The following is a 17,140-nucleotide window of genomic DNA, read 5'->3' on the forward strand; positions in this document are numbered from 1 at the left end:
CCACCCGGGCCCTGCCGAGAGGGTTCCGGGCCGGGCCGGGCCGGTGACGACCGCACGATCGAACGGCCGAACGGCCGAACGGCCGACGAAGGAGTCCCATGTCCAGCAGGATCACGCCCTCGTCCGGGCCGTCCCGGATCATGCCCTCTCCCGGGCCGCCCCGGGTCCTCGCCCTCGCGCAGCTGGCCAACTCCGTCGGGGACGGCGCGTACTACGTGTGCTCGGCGCTCTACTTCACCCGGATCGTGGGGCTCTCGCCGACCCAGGTCGGCTTCGCCCTGACGCTCGGCTGGGCCGTCGGCTTCGTGGCGGGCGTCCCGCTCGGTCACCTCGCCGACCGCCGTGGACCCCGTGGCACGGCGGTCCTGCTCGCCGTCGCCACGGCCGCCGCGGTCGGCTCGTTCCTGTTCGTCCGCTCCTTCCCGGTGTTCGTGGTGGTCGCCTGCCTGTACGCGACCTCGCAGTGCGGTCTCGCCGCGGCCAGGCAGGCGCTGCTCGCCGGTCTGGTGGACAGGGCGCGGCGGACCCGGATCCGGGCCCACCTGCAGGCGACGGTCAACGCCGGGCTGGCGGTCGGCGCGGCGCTCGGCGGGGCGGCGCTGCACCTCGACACCCGGGCGGCCTACCTGACGGTCCTCGCGACGGACGCGCTGAGCTTCCTGCTGTCGGCCCTGATCCTGCTCCGCCTCCCCCCGGTACCGCCCACGGCGGCCGCGCCGGCGGGCGAACCGGCGCTCGCGGTGCTCAGGGACAGGCCGTACGCGCTGGTCTCCCTGCTCAACATGGTCGCGCTGCTGAACATGCCGCTGCTCAGCCTGGTCGTCCCCCTGTGGATCGTCCAGCGGACCGAGGCCCCGAGCTGGACGGTCTCCGCCCTGCTGATCCTCAACACCCTGGGCGTCGTGCTCTTCCAGGTGCGGGTGGCCCGGCGGGTCACGGACATGGAGAGCGCCGCCGGGTCCGTACGGCGCGCGGGTGCGGTGCTGCTCGCGGCGTGCGCGGTGTTCGCCCTGTCGTCGGCGTCGTCGGCCTGGTCCTCGGCGTGGGCCGCCGCGCTCGTCCTGCTCCTCGCGGCCTGTCTGCAGGTGTTCGGCGAGATGACGCACGCCTCCGGCTCCTGGGAGATCGGGTTCGGCCTCGCCCCGGCCGACAGCCAGGGGCAGTACCAGGGCTTCTTCGGCTCCGGCGCGGCGGTCGCCAGGATGCTCGGCCCGCTGCTGCTCACGACGCTGATCCTCACCTGGGGGACCCCGGGCTGGCTGGTGCTCGGCGGCCTGTTCCTGCTGTCCGGCCTCGCCATGGGACCGGCGGTGCGCTGGGCCCTGCGGACCCGGCGGGCGGAGCCGGCCGCCGAGGGGGCGTCCGGGTAGCGGGCGTCCCGTCCGGGGCCCCGGCGGCTCGGGGGCGTCGTACGAGTCGTCTGTACGAGTCGTCTGTGTGAGTCGTCTGTACGAGTGCCTGTACGAGTCGTCGTCGGCGGGCCTGTCGTCAACGGCCGGGGGATCTCCGGTCGGCCGCGAGCGGGACCACGGGGTCATCCTCCAGGGGGACGCCCTCTCACCACGGCCGCGCCCAAGATGTGATCTTCACCCCAGCCGCCGCTTCGCACGCAACGGCACTCGGAAGGGAACCCGGAAAATGAGGATCTACAGCAAGGCCGTACCCGCCGCGCTGGCGGCCGCCGCCCTGGCGGTCATGACCGCCGCCACCCCCGCCTCGGCGTCGTCCGCCACGGCGGTGACGATCAGGGTCGAACGCGCCTACGCCGAGTACGTGCCGGAGTGGAACACCAACTTCACCTGCCCGACGAACCAGGTGCTCACCGGCCGCTCGCACGTCGGCGACGAGAACGCCTGGACCACCTACCACTGCAGCTGGATCTTCATCAACGACGAGCAGGTCCAGGTGCACCTCGGTGACTGGACCCCCGGCCAGAAGGAGAGCAGGTCCGACTACACCGCCCCGCTGGACCAGGCGCTCGTCGGCAGGTCCCACACCGGCGACGAGAACGGTACGACGAGATACCGCACCGCCACCCTGTACTGGCAGGGTCAGCAGGTGCGGCTGACCGGCGCGGCCTGGACCGGCAGCCACAAGGAGAGCAACCACACCACGAACGCGGGACACAACCAGGTCATGACCGGCCGCAAGCACAGCGGTGACGAGAACGGCAAGACCTGGTACCAGTACTCCACCGTGGCCTTCACGGGCTGATCCCGCCGCGAGGCCCGGCCACGCCGACCGGCGGACGGGCAGCAGGGCTGACAGCAGGGCGTCCCGGCCCTGACCGGCCGAATCAGCCGCCGGCGCGAGCGCGAGCGCACGTTCACATCACCGCGCGCATGACCGGCGCGCGATCGTCACCGCGCACGTTCACATCACCGCGCGCATGACCGGCGCGCGATCGTCACCGCGCACGTTCACCACCGCGCGCATTCACCACCGCGCGATCGTCACCGCGCGATCGTCACCGCGCGATCGTCACTCCGAACATCACCACCGCGCATCCATCAGCAGCCGAGCAGCCGGGGAATCTCCGGCCGGCCGCGAGCGGGACCACGAGGTCGTCCTCCGGGATGACGCCCCTCGCCCCGGCCGCTCCCTCGCACGCGACGGCACCCGGAAAGGAAAAGAAGATGAGGACCCGCAGCAAGGCCGTACCCGTCACCCTGGCGGCCGCCGCCCTGGCGGCCATGACCGTCGCCGCCCCCGCCTCGGCGTCGTCCGCCACGGCGGTGACGATCAAGGTCGAGCGCACGTACTCCCAGACGATGTACGAGAACAACTCCCAGTTCACCTGCCCGCCGAACCAGGTGCTCACCGGCCGCTCGCACTACGGCGACGAGAACCGCCCGACCACCTACTACTGCAGCACGATCTTCATCAACGGCGAGCAGGTCCAGGTGCACTCCGGCGACTGGAGCGCCGCCCAGCGGGAGAGCAGGTCCAACTACGTCGCCCCGCTGGACCAGACGCTCGTCGGCAGGTGGCACGACGACGACGAGAACGGCGACACGCGATACCGCACCGGCGCGCTGTACTGGCAGAACCGCCAGGTACGGCTGACCGGCGCGGTCTGGAGCGTCAAGTACAAGGAGAGCAGCCACACCACGAACGCGGGACACAACCAGGTCATGACCGGCCGCCTGCACAGCGGTGACGAGAACGGCGACACCTGGTACCAGTACTCCACCGTGACCTTCGCGGGCTGATCCCGCCGTAGGGCCCGATCCCGCCGGCCGACCCGGAAACGGTACGGGTCCGGGTCGGCCGGAACGCCGGGCCCCGCGAGATCACCGAGGTCAGGGGGGCCGTTCCCGCCGGGTGACCCGCCGCGCCGCTCCACGGGCCGGCTCATGGACACCCGGCGGGTCATCCGCGGCCCCGCCGCGAGGCCGCGTCACCGGCCACGCCCACCACGAGGCCGAGGACGATCATGATGACGTAGCTGTAGACCTCGTAGCCGCCGGGCACGAGGAAGCGGACGAAGCCCATGAAGTGGAACCAGTCGAACCACTCGCGCAGGAGACCGCTCACCCCGCCGGCGACGAGGACGAAGCAGATGAAGCCGGACAGGGCCGCCAGGGGGGACTTCGAGGTCGAGGACATGGCCCGACGGTAGGCGCGTGGCGCCCGGCACCGGATCGGGCGCAAGATGGCCGGGTGGCGACCAAGGTCGGTCATCGGCGGGCCGGGGGTCGTACTTAAGTATCCGGACGCGGCGGGAACGCCCGGTCACGGACGGGGGCCGCGTAGATTTCCGAAGTATGGGCCGCATCCACCGCACCCGCCGCGACTGGGTCGCCGACCTGGCGCTGTTCCTCTTCGCCACCTGCTTCGCCGCCGTCAGCTCGCAGTCCATCCCGGTCCCCGACGGCCTCGATCCCCTGTGGCGGGACGTCGACCAGGTGGTCGGCGGGCTGGGATGCGCGGCGGTGTTCCTGCGGCGGCGCTGGCCGGTGGCGCTGGCGGTGACGCTGCTGCTGGTGGGCACCCAGGCGCACTACCTGACCGGCCCCGCGATGGTCGCGGTGTTCACGGTGGCCGCGACCCGGCCGTGGAGGATCACGGCGTGGGTGGCGGCGCTGGCCTTCGCGCCGCTGCCCGTCTTCCTGTGGCAGGTGGCGGAGCTGTCCGAGGACCGCACGGGCTCGGCGCTGACGTACTTCGCGCTGATCGCCGGGACCTTCGGGTGGGGACTGTTCCGGCGCTCCCGGCAGCAGCTGATCGCCTCGCTGCGCGAGCGTGCCGAACTGGCCGAGGCGGACGCGGAGTTGCGCTCCGAGTGGGTCCGGCGGGAGACGCGGGAGGAGATCGCCCGCGAGATGCACGACGTGCTCGGCCATCGGCTGTCGCTGCTGAGCGTCCACGCGGGGGCGCTGGAGTTCAACCCGGGCGCCTCCGGGGAGGAGATGGCGCGGGCCGCCGGGGTGATCAGGGAGAGCGCCCACCTGGCCCTGCGCGACCTGCGCGAGGTGATCGGGGTGCTGCGGGCCGGGCCCGAGGAGAGCGAGCGCCCGCAGCCGGACCTGGCGGACCTGGCCCGGCTGGTGGCGGAGGCACGGGCGACGGGCGGCCGGGTCGAGCTGACCGGTCCTCCGGAGGGACCGGCGCCACCGCCCGTGGTGGGGCGTACGGCGTACCGGATCGTCCAGGAGGCGCTGACCAACGCCCGCAAGCACGCGCCCGGCGCGGCGGTCGCGATAGAGGTGACCGGGAGCCCGGCGGGCGGGCTGGCGGTGGAGGTCCGCAACGCGCCGCCGCCCCGGCCGGCCCCGCTCTCCGGCGCGGCCGAGGGGGAAGCCGCCGGGCAGGGCAGGGGCGAAGGCACCGGAGCGGGCAAGGGGGAAAGCGCCAGGCAGGACAGGGGCGAAGGCACCGGGGCGGGCAGGGGTGAAAGCGCCGGGCAGGGGTTGATCGGGCTGGCCGAACGGGCCCGGCTGGCGGGCGGTGAGCTGACGGCGGGCCCCGCCGACGGTGGTTTCCGGGTGCGGGCCTCACTACCCTGGCCCGCGACGGACATCGCGCCCGTCACGGGCCGGAGCTGAGAAGCGGGACGAGGTTGATCGCGCCCCTCACGGGCCGGCGCCGGCGAAAGGGACAGGAGGCTCCGCGCCCCTCAGAAAAGGGACACCAGGATCCGCGCCCCTCACAGACCGGCGCCGGGAAAGAGATACGAGGATCCGCGTCCGCCGCAGGCCAGGGCCGGGAGGAGAACACGAGGTGATCCGCGTCCTGCTGGTCGACGACGACGCGATCGTGCGGGCCGGACTGCGCCTGATGCTGGGCGGTGCCCCGGACGTCGAGGTCGTCGCGGAGGCCGCCGACGGGGCGGAGGTGCCCGCCCTGGTCGCCGCGCACGGACCCGATCTGGTGCTGATGGACATCCGGATGCCGGGCGTCGACGGGCTGGCCGCCACCGAGAGGCTCCGGGCCCGGCCCGGCGCCCCGGAAGTACTGGTCCTGACCACCTTCCACACCGACGCGCACGTGCTGCGGGCGCTGCGCGCCGGGGCGGCCGGGTTCCTCCTCAAGGACACCCCGCCGCGGGACATCGTCACGGCCATCCGGACGGTGGCCGCCGGAGATCCGGTGCTCTCCCCCGCCGTCACCCGCCGCCTCATCGAGCAGGTCACGGACGGCTCCGAACAGGGCGACCGGGCGGCCGCCGCCCGCGCCCGGCTGGCGCTGCTGGCCGAGCGGGAGCGGGAGGTGGCCCTGGCGGTCGGGCGTGGCCGCTCCAACGCGGAGATCGCGCGGGAGCTGCACCTGGCGCTGCCGACGGTAAAGACGCACGTGTCACGGATCCTGACCCGGCTGGAGCTCAACAACCGGGTCCAGATCGCCCTGCTGGTCCACGACGCGAGCCCCCCGGAGGGCCGGTAGGAACAGAGGGCCGACAAGACCGGAGGATCGGCAGGACCGCCACCGGACGGGCACTCCTGCCGACCGGCGGCCCGCCGGGTGGCGCCCGGCATGACCACGCCCCGCGACCGCTCCGGCCACGAGACGCTCCACGACCGAGCGTCGTGAGCCCGCTTCGGCGAGGAACCCCGGAACTCGGCGCCAGACCGCGCGCCGCGTTCCCCGCGGTCAGCGGCTGGATCGTCTCGCTGACCGAACGCGCCACGTACTCCGCGCGGTGGAGCATCGTGGTGGATCGTCGACAACCCACCACGGTCATGTTGCCCCGGATCGATGTACTTCCACGGAATCTGTGCCTGCGGTGGTGGGCCCGCTCACCTGGGAACGGTTCACCGCGGCGGCGGGCTGGACGCTGGTGCCCGACGAGGGGACCGGCCGCGTGTACAAGGCGGAGCTGACGCTGCGGGAGCACCCGGTGGGCACCCTGCGCCGGATGAACATCTGGTACGAGCCCGGCCTCCGTGGCACCGGGCAGCCGAACCCGCACTCTCACCCGTGGCCGTTCCCCGCCCTGAGAAGGCTCCGAGGATGACGCCCCGTAAGCAGATGGGCGGCTCTGACACCCTGCGCGCGACGCTCAGTGAAATTGTCAACGGCCACCTGTGGGGACTTTTACATGTTCACGGACCAGAGCCGGTACCTAAGTTCTGCTCAGGAAACTTCAACCGCAAGGAGTGGCATGAAATTAATCGCAGCCATCGCCGCCACGATGATGCTCGCCTCCTCCCCTGCCGCGGCCGAACCCGAGGAGAGCGACAGGGAGATCCCCCTGGCGCACATCGAATACACGACCGGTCTCACCGTGAGCTTCTCCGACAGCCAGCCCTCCGACGAAGTGGGGATGTCCCAGCTCGGGATCATCGGCGGCGCGCCGCTCATCGACTGGGACCGGAGCAACAGTTACCTGCAGACCTACCTGGAGATCACCCCGCCCGACGTGCCGGTGCCCCAGCGCCTCGTCGACGACCACGGCACCGACCTCCCCGCCGGGCTGCAGGGGCGGCGGATCACCACCGATCCGGTCACCGTACGTGGCCTGACCGCTCCGGCCGGCGCCGTGCTCTCCGCCTCGTGCACCGCCGAACACTGGGGCTGGAACCTCTGGCACGACAACGCCCAGGCCGGACTGGCTCCCAAGTCGTACACCACCCTCGACTTCGGCGGTTTCAAGGAGCGTCGTGCGGAGAGCTTCATCTTCAACTGCCTGCCGGCGAACTCGCCGAGTCATCTGTGGGCCCGGCACCGGCTGTACTACTGGAACGGCACCAGTTGGTGGAAGCACGCGGACGTGAAGGTCGGCCCCGGGCTTCAGGCGGAAAAGGTCAAGGGCTCGATCAAGCGCCACCGCAAGGTCACCTATGACGACGGTTGGGAAGCCAGCCCCAACTGCCTCGGTGGGGCGTGCAAGTACACCCGTGAGGGACGTTTCACCAGCTGACGGGAGCTGCGAACCACCTGCGCGCCGCCGCCGAATCGCTGAATCCCACGCTCAAAGTCGAGTTCGTCTACCGCCACCGGTTAGCGCCTAGATCGTCTCGCTGACCAGGTGCGCCACGCACTCCACGTGATGAGTCATCGGAAAAGCATCAAAAGCCCGCAAATCGGCCAGACGGTAGCCCCGTTCGGCGAACCAGGCCAGGTCGCGGGCGAGGGTGGCCGGGTCGCAGGAGACGTACACGATCCGGGTCGCCTGGAGGGTGGTCAGGCTGTCGACGACGTCGCGCCCCAGGCCCGCCCTGGGCGGGTCGACGACGACCAGGTCCGCGCGCTCGATGCCGAAGCGGTCGAGGGCGTTCTCCACGCGGCCCCTGGCGAAGCGGGCCTGGGGCAGGTCGCGGAGGTTGCGCTCGGCGTCGCGGACCGCCACGGACTCGGACTCGACGCCGAACACGGCCCCCTCGGGGCCGACCGCCTCGGCCAGCCCGGCGGCGAACAGGCCGACGCCGCAGTAGAGGTCGAGGGCCCACTCCCCCGGCCGCGGGGCGGCGAACTCCATGACGGCGTCGAGCAGGGTGGCGGCGGCGCCGGGGTGCACCTGCCAGAAGCCGCTGCCGGTGACCTGGAAGTCGCGCCCGGCGACGTGCTCGACGAGGTGGTTGCGGCCGTGGACGACCCGGCTGCGGCCCTTGCCCTCGTCGACGAAGACGGCCACGCTCGTGTCGAGGTCGGGCACGGCCACCGTGCGCCGGGGCTTGGGCGCGACCACGACCGCCTGGTCACCGGTGCTGGAGGCGATGACCTCGACCGAGGAGGCGTTGCGCCAGTTCATCACCTCGGCGCCGACGTTCTCCACCTCGGCGTGGGCGATCAGGCAGGCGTCCACCGGCTCGACGTCGTGGGAGCGGTGGCGGCGCAGGCCCAGGCCGCCCTCGCGGTCGACGGCGAACTGGACGCGGGTGCGCCAGCCGAGCCCGTCAGGGGCCCCGGGGACCTCCTCGACGACGCCCTTCCAGTCGATCGAGGCCAGGCGCTGGAGCTGCTCGGCCACCACGTCGGCCTTCAGGCGGCGCTGGGCGTCGAGGGAGGCGTGCTGCCAGTCGCAGCCGCCGCAGCGCCCGGGGCCCGCGAACGGGCACGGCGGGGTCACCCGGTCGGCGGAGGGCTCCAGGATCTCGACCGCGTCGGCCCGCAGGAAGTGGGAGGTCTCCTCGGTGACCTCGGCGACGACCCGCTCGCCGGGCAGCGCGTGCCGTACGAAGACGACCCGGCCGTCGTGGCGGGCGACGCACCAGCCACCGTTCGCAACCGGTCCTACCGTCAGTTCGATGGCCATAGTCGTTGCCCCCAAGGGAAAAATCGTCGTCGGTCGAGCCTCCTCGCGTCAGGAGCGCATACGAAAGGTTATGCCTTGACGTCCTCGTCCCGTGCCGCCTCCTGGCGCGGACGGCGTACGGCGCCGGGCGCGAAGGGCTCGGGGCGGCCCTTGAGCCGGTCGGAGGAGTGCAGCTGCCAGGGCACGCTGATGACCATCACGCCAGGTTGGAACAGCAGGCGGCCCTTCAGCCGCAGCGCGCTCTGGTTGTGCAGGATGTGTTCCCACCAGTGGCCGACGACGTACTCGGGGATGTAGACGCTCACCACGTCGCGGGGCGAGCGGCGGCGCAGCGACTTGACGTACTCCAGGATCGGCCGGGTGATCTCGCGGTAGGGCGAGTCGAGCATCTTCAGCGGCACCGGGATGCCGCGCCGCTCCCACTCCTCCTGCAGCGCCCTGGCCTCGGGGCCCTCCACCCCCACGGTGATCGCCTCCAGCTTGGAGGGCCGGGTGGCACGGGCGTAGGCGAGGGCGCGCAGGGTCGGCTTGTGGATCTTGGAGACCAGGACGATGGCGTGGTTGCGCGCGGGCAGCATCGACTCGTCCACCTGGGAGTCCTCGGCGACGGCGAGCTCGGCGGCCACGTTCTCGTAGTGGCGGTGGATGCCCTTCATCATCAGGAACAGCACCGGCATGGCCACGCAGACGATCCACGCCCCGTGGGTGAACTTGGTGACCAGCACCACCACCAGCACCACGCCGGTCATGACGCCGCCGAAGAAGTTGATGGTCCGCGAGCGGTGCATCTGGTGCCGGACCTTCAGGTCGGTCTCGGTCCTCAGATGCCGGGTCCAGTGCCTGACCATGCCGATCTGGCTCAGCGTGAACGACACGAACACGCCCACGATGTAGAGGTTGAGCAGGCGGCTGACGTCGGCGTCGAAGCCCCACAGCAGCAGGCAGGCCGCGGCGGCGAGGATCACGATGCCGTTGGAGAAGGCGAGCCGGTCGCCCCGGGTGTGCAGCTGGCGGGGCAGGTAGCGGTCCTGGGCCAGGATCGAGCCGAGCACCGGGAAGCCGTTGAAGGCGGTGTTGGCGGCGAGGAACAGGATCAGCGCGGTGACGGCGGCGATGACGAAGAAGGGCAGCGAGCCGTTGCCGAAGACCGCGTCGGCCACCTGGGCGATGATCGGCTGCTGGTAGTAGCCGGGCCCGGCGGGCCTGCCGTCGATGAGGACGTCGCGGTAGGCGACGGAGGGCTCGGCGACCTTGACCCCCGAGGCCAGCCCCAGGGTGATGATGCCGACGAACATGGTCACCGAGACCAGGCCCATCATCAGCAGGGTGCTCGCGGCGTTCCTGCTCTTGGGCTTGCGGAAGGCGGGCACGCCGTTGCTGATCGCCTCGACGCCGGTGAGGGCCGCGCAGCCGGAGGAGAACGCGCGCAGGATCAGGAAGGCCGCCGCGAAGGAGGTCAGGTTCGACTGCTCGGCGATGATCTCGTACCCCGAGGTGGGCGCGTGCAGCTCGTCGCCGAGGACGAGCACCCGGAAACCACCCCACGCGACCAGGCCGAGGACGGCGAACATGAAGGCGTAGGTGGGGATCGCGAAGGCCGCGCCCGACTCCCGGATCCCGCGCAGGTTGACGATCGTCAGCAGCACCACGATGAGGATCGCGACCAGCGGCTTGTGCTGGGCGACGTACGGGATGGTGGCGCCCACGTAGTCGACGCCGTTGGCGACCGAGACCGCGACGGTCAGCACGTAGTCGACCATCAGGGCGCTGGCGACGGTGAGCCCGGCGCTCGGGCCGAGGTTGACGGTGGCGACCTCGTAGTCGCCGCCCCCGCTGGGGTAGGCGTGCACGTTCTGCCGGTACGACGCCACGACGGTGAGCATCACCACGACGACGGCGACGGCGACCCAGGGGCTGAAGTGGTAGAAGGAGACTCCGGCGAGAGAGAGGATGACCAGGATCTCCTGCGGGGCGTAGGCCACGGAGGAGAGGGCGTCACTCGCGAAGACGGGCAGCGCGATGCGCTTGGGGAGCAGCTGCTCGTGCAGCTGCGTACTGCGCAGCGCCCGCCCGATGAACAGGCGTTTGACAAGGTCCGTCACCTTCGACACGTCTGCAGATGCTAGCCGTTATTACTCGGCCCCACTCACGCGGCACTCCTGGGGCGGTCCATACTGGCTGAATACATCGGGCACAAGATCCGCCTCACAGCGACCGGCGGGGGAGCATGCATATCGTGATCATGGGGTGTGGCCGGGTCGGTTCGACCCTGGCGCACATCCTTGAGGACAGCGGCCACTCGGTCGCGATCATCGACCGTGACCCGCAGGCGTTCCGCCGCCTGCGGGCGGGTTTCAGGGGTCGCAGGGTGACCGGGATCGGCTTCGACCGGGACGTCCTGGAGGAGGCGGGCATCGAGGCCGCGGGCGCCTACGTGGCGGTGAGCAGCGGCGACAACTCGAACATCATCTCCGCCAGGGTCGCCCGCGAGACGTTCGGCGTCGACAACGTCGTGGCCAGGATCTACGACTCCCGGCGCGCCGAGGTCTACCAGCGGCTGGGCATCCCCACCGTGGCCACGGTCCGCTGGACCGCCGACCAGATCCTGCGCCGCGTCCTGCCCGAGGGCGCCGAGCCGCTCTGGCGCGACCCCAGCGGGCGCGTGGTGCTGGCGGAGGTGGCCTACCACCACGGCTGGATCGGCACCCCGACGAGGGACCTGGAGGCGGCGGCGGGCACCCGCCTGGCGTTCATCAACCGGATCGGCGACACCCTGCTGCCCAGGAACGACTCGGTGGTGCAGGAGGGCGACGTGTTGCACGTCATGGCGGTCGAGGCCGACATGGACCGCATCAACAAGGTGCTGTCCGGGGCGCCGGAGGAGGAGCACTGATGCGCGTCACCATCGCCGGCGCGGGGGCGGTCGGCCGGTCGATCGCCGCCGAACTCCTGGAGAACGGCCACGAGGTCCTGCTCGTCGACATCGACCCCAAGGCCATCAAGATCGACACCGTGCCGCGGGCGGAGTGGCTGCTCGCCGACGCCTGCGAGATCTCCTCGCTGGACGAGGCGGGCCTGGCCGAGTGCCACGTGGTCGTCGCCGCCAGCGGCGACGACAAGGTCAACCTCGTGGTCTCGCTGCTCGCCAAGACGGAGTACGGCGTGCCGCGCGTGGTCGCCAGGATCAACCATCCCAAGAACGAGTGGCTGTTCAACGAGTCGTGGGGCGTCGACGTGGCCGTCTCGACCCCGCGCCTGCTGAGCGCGCTGGTCGAGGAGGCCGTCAGCGTCGGCGACCTGGTCCGGCTGATGACCTTCCGCCAGGGCCAGGCCAACCTGGTCGAGCTCACCCTGCCCGAGGACGCACCGGTCGTCGGCCAGCGCGCCGGTTCGGTGCCGTGGCCCAACGACACCGCCCTGGTCGCGATCCTGCGCGAGGGCCGGGTGCTGGTGCCCACCGCCGACGACCCGCTGGAGGCCGGCGACGAGCTGATGTTCGTGGCCAGCCAGGAGGTCGAGGAGGAGCTGGCCGAGCTCCTGTCCCCGCACCACCGCACGCCCCGCTGAACCGGGCGCCCGTACGCCGCACCGAACCGGTCTCCCGCGCGCCACGCGGGAGCGGTCCTTGCGCGCCGCGCGCCGGAGGGGACCGGTGACGGTCCCCTGACCGCGAACAAGGTCGCGACCTCTCAGGAGAGTTGCGACCTTTTCGGAAAAGGTATGGCTTTTTGGGAGGAGCCGGCGAGCCGTCTCCCGGACGGGCCGTCTCCCGGACGGATTGCGGGCGGCGGGACCCGGGACCGGGCCCGCCTGCCGGGAGGCCCCGGCCCGCCGGTCAGGAGACCCTGATCAGGAGATCCCGGTCAGGAGATCCTGATCAGGAGGCCGCGGGGCGCACCGGGGTCCTGCCCCGGGCCAGCAGCCACACCATGGCGCCGAGCGCCGCGACCTGGAGCGGCCAGCCCATCGCGATCTTGAGGATGCCCAGCTCGGCGACCGCGTCGTCCCTGCCGATCAGGTAGACGGGGAGCTGCACCGCCACCCGGACCACGCACGGGATCATCAGCAGCCAGGTGAGCCTGGTGCACAGCTTCACCACGGCCGGATCCGCGCGCCAGGCGGTCGGGTCGCCGGTGACGGAGCCGATGAGGAAGCCCACCACCGGCCACCGGGTGACGATCGACAGCAGCATCACCACGGAGTAGCCGGCGTTGTAGAGGATGCCCGGCAGGAAGACGTCCTCCGCCTGGCCGGTGCGGGAGGCGAAGAACGCGCCGATGCCGATGCCGATCAGGCTGTTCACCACGAACTGCGGCGTCGAGCGCTGCAGCAGCCGCACGACAAGCAGCAGCACCGCGGCCGAGATGCTGACGATCAGGGACGTCTTCAGGTCGGAGGTGGTGATCCATGTGCCGGTGAAGGCGATGGTGGGCACGGCGGCCTCGATGACGCCCCGCACTCCGCCGAAGGCCTTGGCAAGCTGGCTGCGGATCGCGGCCTCGACCGTGTCGTGCGCGGCGGTCTCGCCGGTGGTGGTCATCTTCTCGCTCACCGTCTCGTGATCGTCAATCACTCACGCACCGCCAGCGGGGCGCAGCTCGTATCTCGGATTGAACATGACTTTGCGGCCATCCTGCACGCTGACGAGCCCTTCCGCCAGCACCAGACGCCCCGGCTCGATGCCCGCGATCTTCCTGCGGCCCAGCCATATCAGGTCGATCACATCGGAACCGTCGTAAAGCTCGGCCTCCAGCGCCGGGGCGCCCCCGCGAGGGCGCAGCGTCACCGTCCGCAGGGTGCCGGTCACACAGGAACGGCGGCGCATGCCGCACGAGACGATGGGCGTGGCACCGTGGCGGTCGAGGTCCTGCTGGAGCTCGTCGGCCTCCAATTCGGCCTGACCGGCGGTCAACCGGCGAAAGAATCCCCGCAAACCGCTCTGTTTGTGCGGCTCCTGAGAACCCACGGACCTCTCCTTCACACACGAGTCGAACCAGCGTACGCGATCCGCCCGGTCAGCGGATCTCGGCGATCTCCGGGCCCCGGTCGAACGGCTTGAGGTCGGGCACGTCGCCTCCGGCGGCCTGCTGCTCCGCGGCCTGCCTGGCCTCGGGCGGCAGCCGCAGCTCGATGGGCTCCTTGGGGGCCATCGGCTCGTCGCCGCGTACCACGACTATGTCGCGGACGACACCCTCCAGCGTCGCGGAGGCCTCGGCGTCCTCCGCGGCCCTCCCGCTGATCACCGCGCGCAGGAACCAGCGCGGCCCGTCGACCCCGATGTAGCGGACCGGCTGCTCGCCGCCCTCCGCGGGGATCCTGGCGGCCAGCTCGACGCCGAAGGCCCCCTCCCGCTCCTCGGCGGTGCCACCGGCGCTCTTGACCCCCTCGGCCAGCTCGGCCCTGACCTCGTCCCAGATCCCGCTCCGCTTGGGCGCCGCGAAGGCGTGCACCTGCAGGGCGCTCCCCTCGAACAGGACCACCGCGCCGACGATCTGGTCACCGGCCAGGTTGAGCTGCACCTCGAAACCGGCGTCGACCGGCAGGCGCATGCCCCCGAGGTCGACCCGCTCCCGCTCGGGGTGGGCCTCGTCGGCGTCCCACGGCCCCGACTCCCGCGCCGGGACCCGCTCGACCTCCTCCTCCACCACCACGGGCTTGGCGGCCGGGGACTTCTCACGGCGATTGCGTCCGAACACTTTCCTCACGCTCCTTGAAGATTCACTGGTCACTCGTCCCCCGCCGGGCCGGGCGGCGGGCCGGGGACACCCCTCGGCCCCGCCTCGCCGGGTCCGCTTCCTGTCAGCGGCCGGTGGACCCGAACCCGCCGGCGCCCCGCGCCGATCCCGGCAGCCGCTCCACCTCGTGGAACGCCGCCTTCTCCACCTTCTGGACCACCAGCTGCGCGACGCGGTCACCCCTGCGCAGCCGTACGGCGTTCCTGGTGTCGGTGTTGATCAGCGTCACCCTGATCTCGCCCCGGTATCCCGCGTCGACGGTGCCGGGCGCGTTGACGAGCGTCACGCCGTGCTCGGCGGCCAGGCCCGAACGCGGGTGGACGAACGCGGCGTACCCGTCGGGCAGGGCGATCGCGAGCCCGGTACCGACCACGGCCCGCTCTCCGGGGAGGAGCTCGACGTCCTCGGCGGCGTGCAGATCCGCGCCCGCGTCGCCCGGGTGGGCGTACGAGGGCGGCGGCAGGCCGGCGTCGAGCCGGTGGATCAACACCTCGACGGTGTGGGTCACGGGTTCACCTCGTACTCGTGGTGCTCGTCGGCGATCGTCTGGATGTCACCGTGCTTGGCGAAATGCTCCATGGCCACCTCGATGAAGAGCGCCGCGGCCCGCACGGCGACCGGCCCGTCCGGGGAACCGATCCGGCCCTCAGCCTCAAGGTACGCCTTCCGGCCGGACATGCCGTTGCACCAGGCGCGCATGTGCAGGACGGTGCCGACCGGGACCGGCGCGAGATAGTCGGTCTCCAGGCGGCCGGTGACGTAGGGGCGCTGGAAGAGCCACACGGACATGCCGATGACCTCGTCCATCGCCGCGGCGAGCACGCCGCCGTGCGCCAGGCCCGGCGCGCCCTGGTGGGTCTCCTCCACGGTGAACTCGGCGACCACCGAGACCCCGTCGGGGGTGAGGGCGGTCAGGTGCAGGCCGTTGGGGTGGTCGTCACCGCAACCGAAGCAGCGGCTGTAGTGGGGGCCGAGCGGGGTGCCGGGAGCGGGCGCGCCGGCGAGCGGCCTCGGCTGGGTCGCGTCCGGCGGGGGGGTGGTCAGGGTGGAACGGGTCACGGGGCAGAACGTTACCCCCTGGGCTGCGGTGATTCCTCATTCACCGGCTTTCCCGCGGCATCCGCCGCCGCCGGCCCGGCGGGATCGGCGCCCTGACCACCGGAACGGCCGGGACCGCGAGGACCGCCGGGATCGGCGCCGGAGGGGCCAGGATCACCCGGATCGCCTGGACCACGGGGACCGTCGGGGTCGGCGCCCGGATCGCCCGGCCGCCCCGGACCGCCGGGGCCGTCAGGGTCGGCGCCCGGGTCACCCGGCCGGCCCGGACCACCGGGACCGCCGGGACCGTCGGGATCGATTCCGGAGGGATCGGGACCGCCCGGATGGCCCGGACCGCCGGGGCCGTCCGGATCGGGGCCACCGGGATCGGGATGCGGCGGGGCCGGTAGCAGGGCCCGGTGCGCGCTGCCCGTGAGCTCGGGCAGCGCGCGGTAGATCACCGCGGCCACCGGCACCGCCACGGCGGCCCCGGCGATGCCCGCCAGGATGCCGCCCACCGCCAGCACCAGGATGATCGCCAACGGGTGGAAGTGGAGCACCCTGCCGACGATCAGCGGCTGGAGCACGTGGTTCTCCAGCTGCTGCTCCACGAGCAGGATGCCGAGGAAGATCAGGGCGTAGATCGGGCCCTTGGCGCCGAGGGTGACCAGGGTCGCCACCGAACCGGCGAAGAAGATGCCGACGATGGGGATGAAGCTCGCCAGGAAGATCATCACCGCGAGCGGCGCCCAGAGCGGCACGCCCATCCCCGCGAGCACGATGCCCATGATCACGCCGTGCACGGCGGCCACCGCGACCGTGCCCTGCACGTAGTGCGAGAGCGTCACCCAGGCGGTCCGCCCGGCCCTGTCGACGCGGGGCGCGACCTCGCCGAAGCCCTTCAGGAACCACGACCAGATCCGGTCGCCGTCCTTGAGCAGGAAGAACGTCACGAACAGCAGCAGCACGATGGAGGCCAGCACCTCCAGCGCGACCGTGGCGCCGGTGAGGACCGTCTGGGTGATCTGGTTGCGCTGGGTGGTGATCTGCTTGCCGATCTCGTCGACCCAGCTGGTGATCTGGGTCGGCTGAAGGTGCAGCGGCCCGGTGTAGAGCCAGTTCTCCACGGTCTTGGCCGTCTCGCGCACCTGGTCGACGAGGCCGGGGAACTCGTCGTTGGCGCGCACCCCGATGATCCAGCCGGTGCCGCCGAGCACGGTGAGCGCGATGATCATCGTGAGCCAGGTCGCGTAGATGGGCCGCATGCCCATCGCGCCGAACCTCCGGGTGAGCGGGAACAGCAGCGCGGTCAGCAGGAGCGCGATGGCCACCGGCAGGACCACGATGCGCAACGTCGCGATGAACTGCGCGAAGTAGAAGACCGCCCAGCCGATGATGATCAGGCAGAGGCTCCACATCGCGATGCGCAGCAACGCGCGAGGCACCAGGCTGGTCAGGCGTTCCCGATCGGAGATCACGTATTCCAGACTGTCACGCCCGCCGGGGAAATGCGCGAGAGTTATCGTCTGGACACGAAAAGCAGCGACCCCGCCGTACGACGCCCGCCGGGGACGGGCGTCCGCGGGCGAAGACGGGCGCCGGCCCCGGCGATGCCCGCCGGGGAAGGGCACCCACCGGCCGGGGACGAGGCCCGGCCGGACAGAGATGA

General features: G+C 71.7%; 18 protein-coding genes. 9 read left to right on the forward strand and 9 right to left on the reverse strand.

Annotated elements, in window-relative coordinates:
• Positions 1-98: 98 nt before the first annotated feature.
• The 3 genes from ACFYWM_RS23720 to ACFYWM_RS23730 all read left to right on the forward strand — a co-directional run bounded on the left by ACFYWM_RS23720 (position 99) and on the right by ACFYWM_RS23730 (position 3,212).
• A complete protein-coding gene (locus ACFYWM_RS23720) occupies positions 99-1,370 on the forward strand; it encodes an MFS transporter (protein WP_389917618.1) in 1,272 nt (423 codons plus the stop codon).
• A gap of 268 nt (positions 1,371-1,638) precedes the next feature.
• A complete protein-coding gene (locus ACFYWM_RS23725; protein WP_389917619.1) occupies positions 1,639-2,214 on the forward strand; it encodes a hypothetical protein in 576 nt (191 codons plus the stop codon).
• Positions 2,215-2,636: 422 nt separating this feature from the next.
• Positions 2,637-3,212, forward strand: coding sequence for a hypothetical protein (locus tag ACFYWM_RS23730; RefSeq protein WP_389917620.1), 576 nt, complete (start codon positions 2,637-2,639; stop codon positions 3,210-3,212).
• A 160-nt stretch (positions 3,213-3,372) separates the two neighbouring features.
• Here ACFYWM_RS23730 and ACFYWM_RS23735 read toward each other — a convergent pair whose 3' ends face one another.
• Complete coding sequence (locus tag ACFYWM_RS23735) at positions 3,373-3,609, reverse strand: hypothetical protein (protein ID WP_389917621.1); 237 nt, start codon at positions 3,607-3,609, stop codon at positions 3,373-3,375.
• A 158-nt stretch (positions 3,610-3,767) separates the two neighbouring features.
• On the opposite strand from ACFYWM_RS23735, the gene ACFYWM_RS23740 reads away from it, so the two are divergent.
• From ACFYWM_RS23740 to ACFYWM_RS23755, 4 genes are all read left to right on the forward strand, one after another.
• Positions 3,768-5,048 (forward strand): sensor histidine kinase, encoded by a 1,281-nt coding sequence (locus tag ACFYWM_RS23740; protein ID WP_389917622.1) that lies wholly within the window; start codon positions 3,768-3,770, stop codon positions 5,046-5,048.
• Positions 5,049-5,223: 175 nt separating this feature from the next.
• Positions 5,224-5,886: a response regulator gene (locus tag ACFYWM_RS23745; protein WP_389917623.1), complete on the forward strand. Its 663-nt coding sequence runs from the start codon at positions 5,224-5,226 to the stop codon at positions 5,884-5,886.
• A 331-nt stretch (positions 5,887-6,217) separates the two neighbouring features.
• Positions 6,218-6,457, forward strand: coding sequence for a hypothetical protein (locus tag ACFYWM_RS23750; protein ID WP_389917624.1), 240 nt, complete (start codon positions 6,218-6,220; stop codon positions 6,455-6,457).
• A 147-nt stretch (positions 6,458-6,604) separates the two neighbouring features.
• A complete protein-coding gene (locus tag ACFYWM_RS23755) occupies positions 6,605-7,363 on the forward strand; it encodes a hypothetical protein (RefSeq protein ID WP_389917625.1) in 759 nt (252 codons plus the stop codon).
• A gap of 87 nt (positions 7,364-7,450) precedes the next feature.
• Here ACFYWM_RS23755 and ACFYWM_RS23760 read toward each other — a convergent pair whose 3' ends face one another.
• The gene (locus ACFYWM_RS23760) at positions 7,451-8,698 is read right to left on the reverse strand and encodes a class I SAM-dependent RNA methyltransferase (protein ID WP_389917626.1); all 1,248 of its coding nucleotides are present in this window, start codon (positions 8,696-8,698) and stop codon (positions 7,451-7,453) included.
• A 68-nt stretch (positions 8,699-8,766) separates the two neighbouring features.
• Positions 8,767-10,809, reverse strand: a complete 2,043-nt coding sequence (locus ACFYWM_RS23765) for an APC family permease (protein WP_389917627.1) — start codon at positions 10,807-10,809, stop codon at positions 8,767-8,769.
• A gap of 116 nt (positions 10,810-10,925) precedes the next feature.
• On the opposite strand from ACFYWM_RS23765, the gene ACFYWM_RS23770 reads away from it, so the two are divergent.
• Together ACFYWM_RS23770 and ACFYWM_RS23775 are read left to right on the forward strand one after the other, a co-directional pair.
• Positions 10,926-11,591 (forward strand): potassium channel family protein, encoded by a 666-nt coding sequence (locus tag ACFYWM_RS23770; protein WP_389917628.1) that lies wholly within the window; start codon positions 10,926-10,928, stop codon positions 11,589-11,591.
• Entirely contained in the window at positions 11,591-12,265 is a 675-nt protein-coding gene (locus tag ACFYWM_RS23775) for a TrkA family potassium uptake protein (RefSeq protein WP_362864379.1), read from the forward strand. Before ACFYWM_RS23770 ends, ACFYWM_RS23775 begins: the two co-directional genes overlap by 1 nt.
• Positions 12,266-12,575: 310 nt before the next feature.
• Here ACFYWM_RS23775 and ACFYWM_RS23780 read toward each other — a convergent pair whose 3' ends face one another.
• From ACFYWM_RS23780 to ACFYWM_RS23805, 6 genes are all read right to left on the reverse strand, one after another.
• Positions 12,576-13,238 (reverse strand): DUF3159 domain-containing protein, encoded by a 663-nt coding sequence (locus tag ACFYWM_RS23780; protein ID WP_389917723.1) that lies wholly within the window; start codon positions 13,236-13,238, stop codon positions 12,576-12,578.
• Positions 13,239-13,271: 33 nt separating this feature from the next.
• Positions 13,272-13,664, reverse strand: a complete 393-nt coding sequence (locus tag ACFYWM_RS23785; protein ID WP_389917629.1) for an OB-fold nucleic acid binding domain-containing protein — start codon at positions 13,662-13,664, stop codon at positions 13,272-13,274.
• Between the two features lie 49 nt (positions 13,665-13,713).
• A complete protein-coding gene (locus ACFYWM_RS23790) occupies positions 13,714-14,394 on the reverse strand; it encodes a DUF3710 domain-containing protein (protein WP_389917630.1) in 681 nt (226 codons plus the stop codon).
• Between the two features lie 103 nt (positions 14,395-14,497).
• Positions 14,498-14,941, reverse strand: coding sequence for a dUTP diphosphatase (gene dut, locus ACFYWM_RS23795; RefSeq protein WP_389917631.1), 444 nt, complete (start codon positions 14,939-14,941; stop codon positions 14,498-14,500).
• Complete coding sequence (locus ACFYWM_RS23800; protein ID WP_389917632.1) at positions 14,938-15,492, reverse strand: PaaI family thioesterase; 555 nt, start codon at positions 15,490-15,492, stop codon at positions 14,938-14,940. Before ACFYWM_RS23800 ends, dut begins: the two co-directional genes overlap by 4 nt.
• 11 nt (positions 15,493-15,503) lie before the next feature.
• On the reverse strand, positions 15,504-16,949 hold the full coding sequence (locus ACFYWM_RS23805; RefSeq protein WP_389917633.1) for an AI-2E family transporter: 1,446 nt from the start codon (positions 16,947-16,949) through the stop codon (positions 15,504-15,506).
• Positions 16,950-17,140 lie beyond the last annotated feature (191 nt).

The organism is Streptosporangium sp. NPDC002721 (assembly GCF_042888905.1).
Taxonomy (GTDB): domain Bacteria; phylum Actinomycetota; class Actinomycetes; order Streptosporangiales; family Streptosporangiaceae; genus Streptosporangium.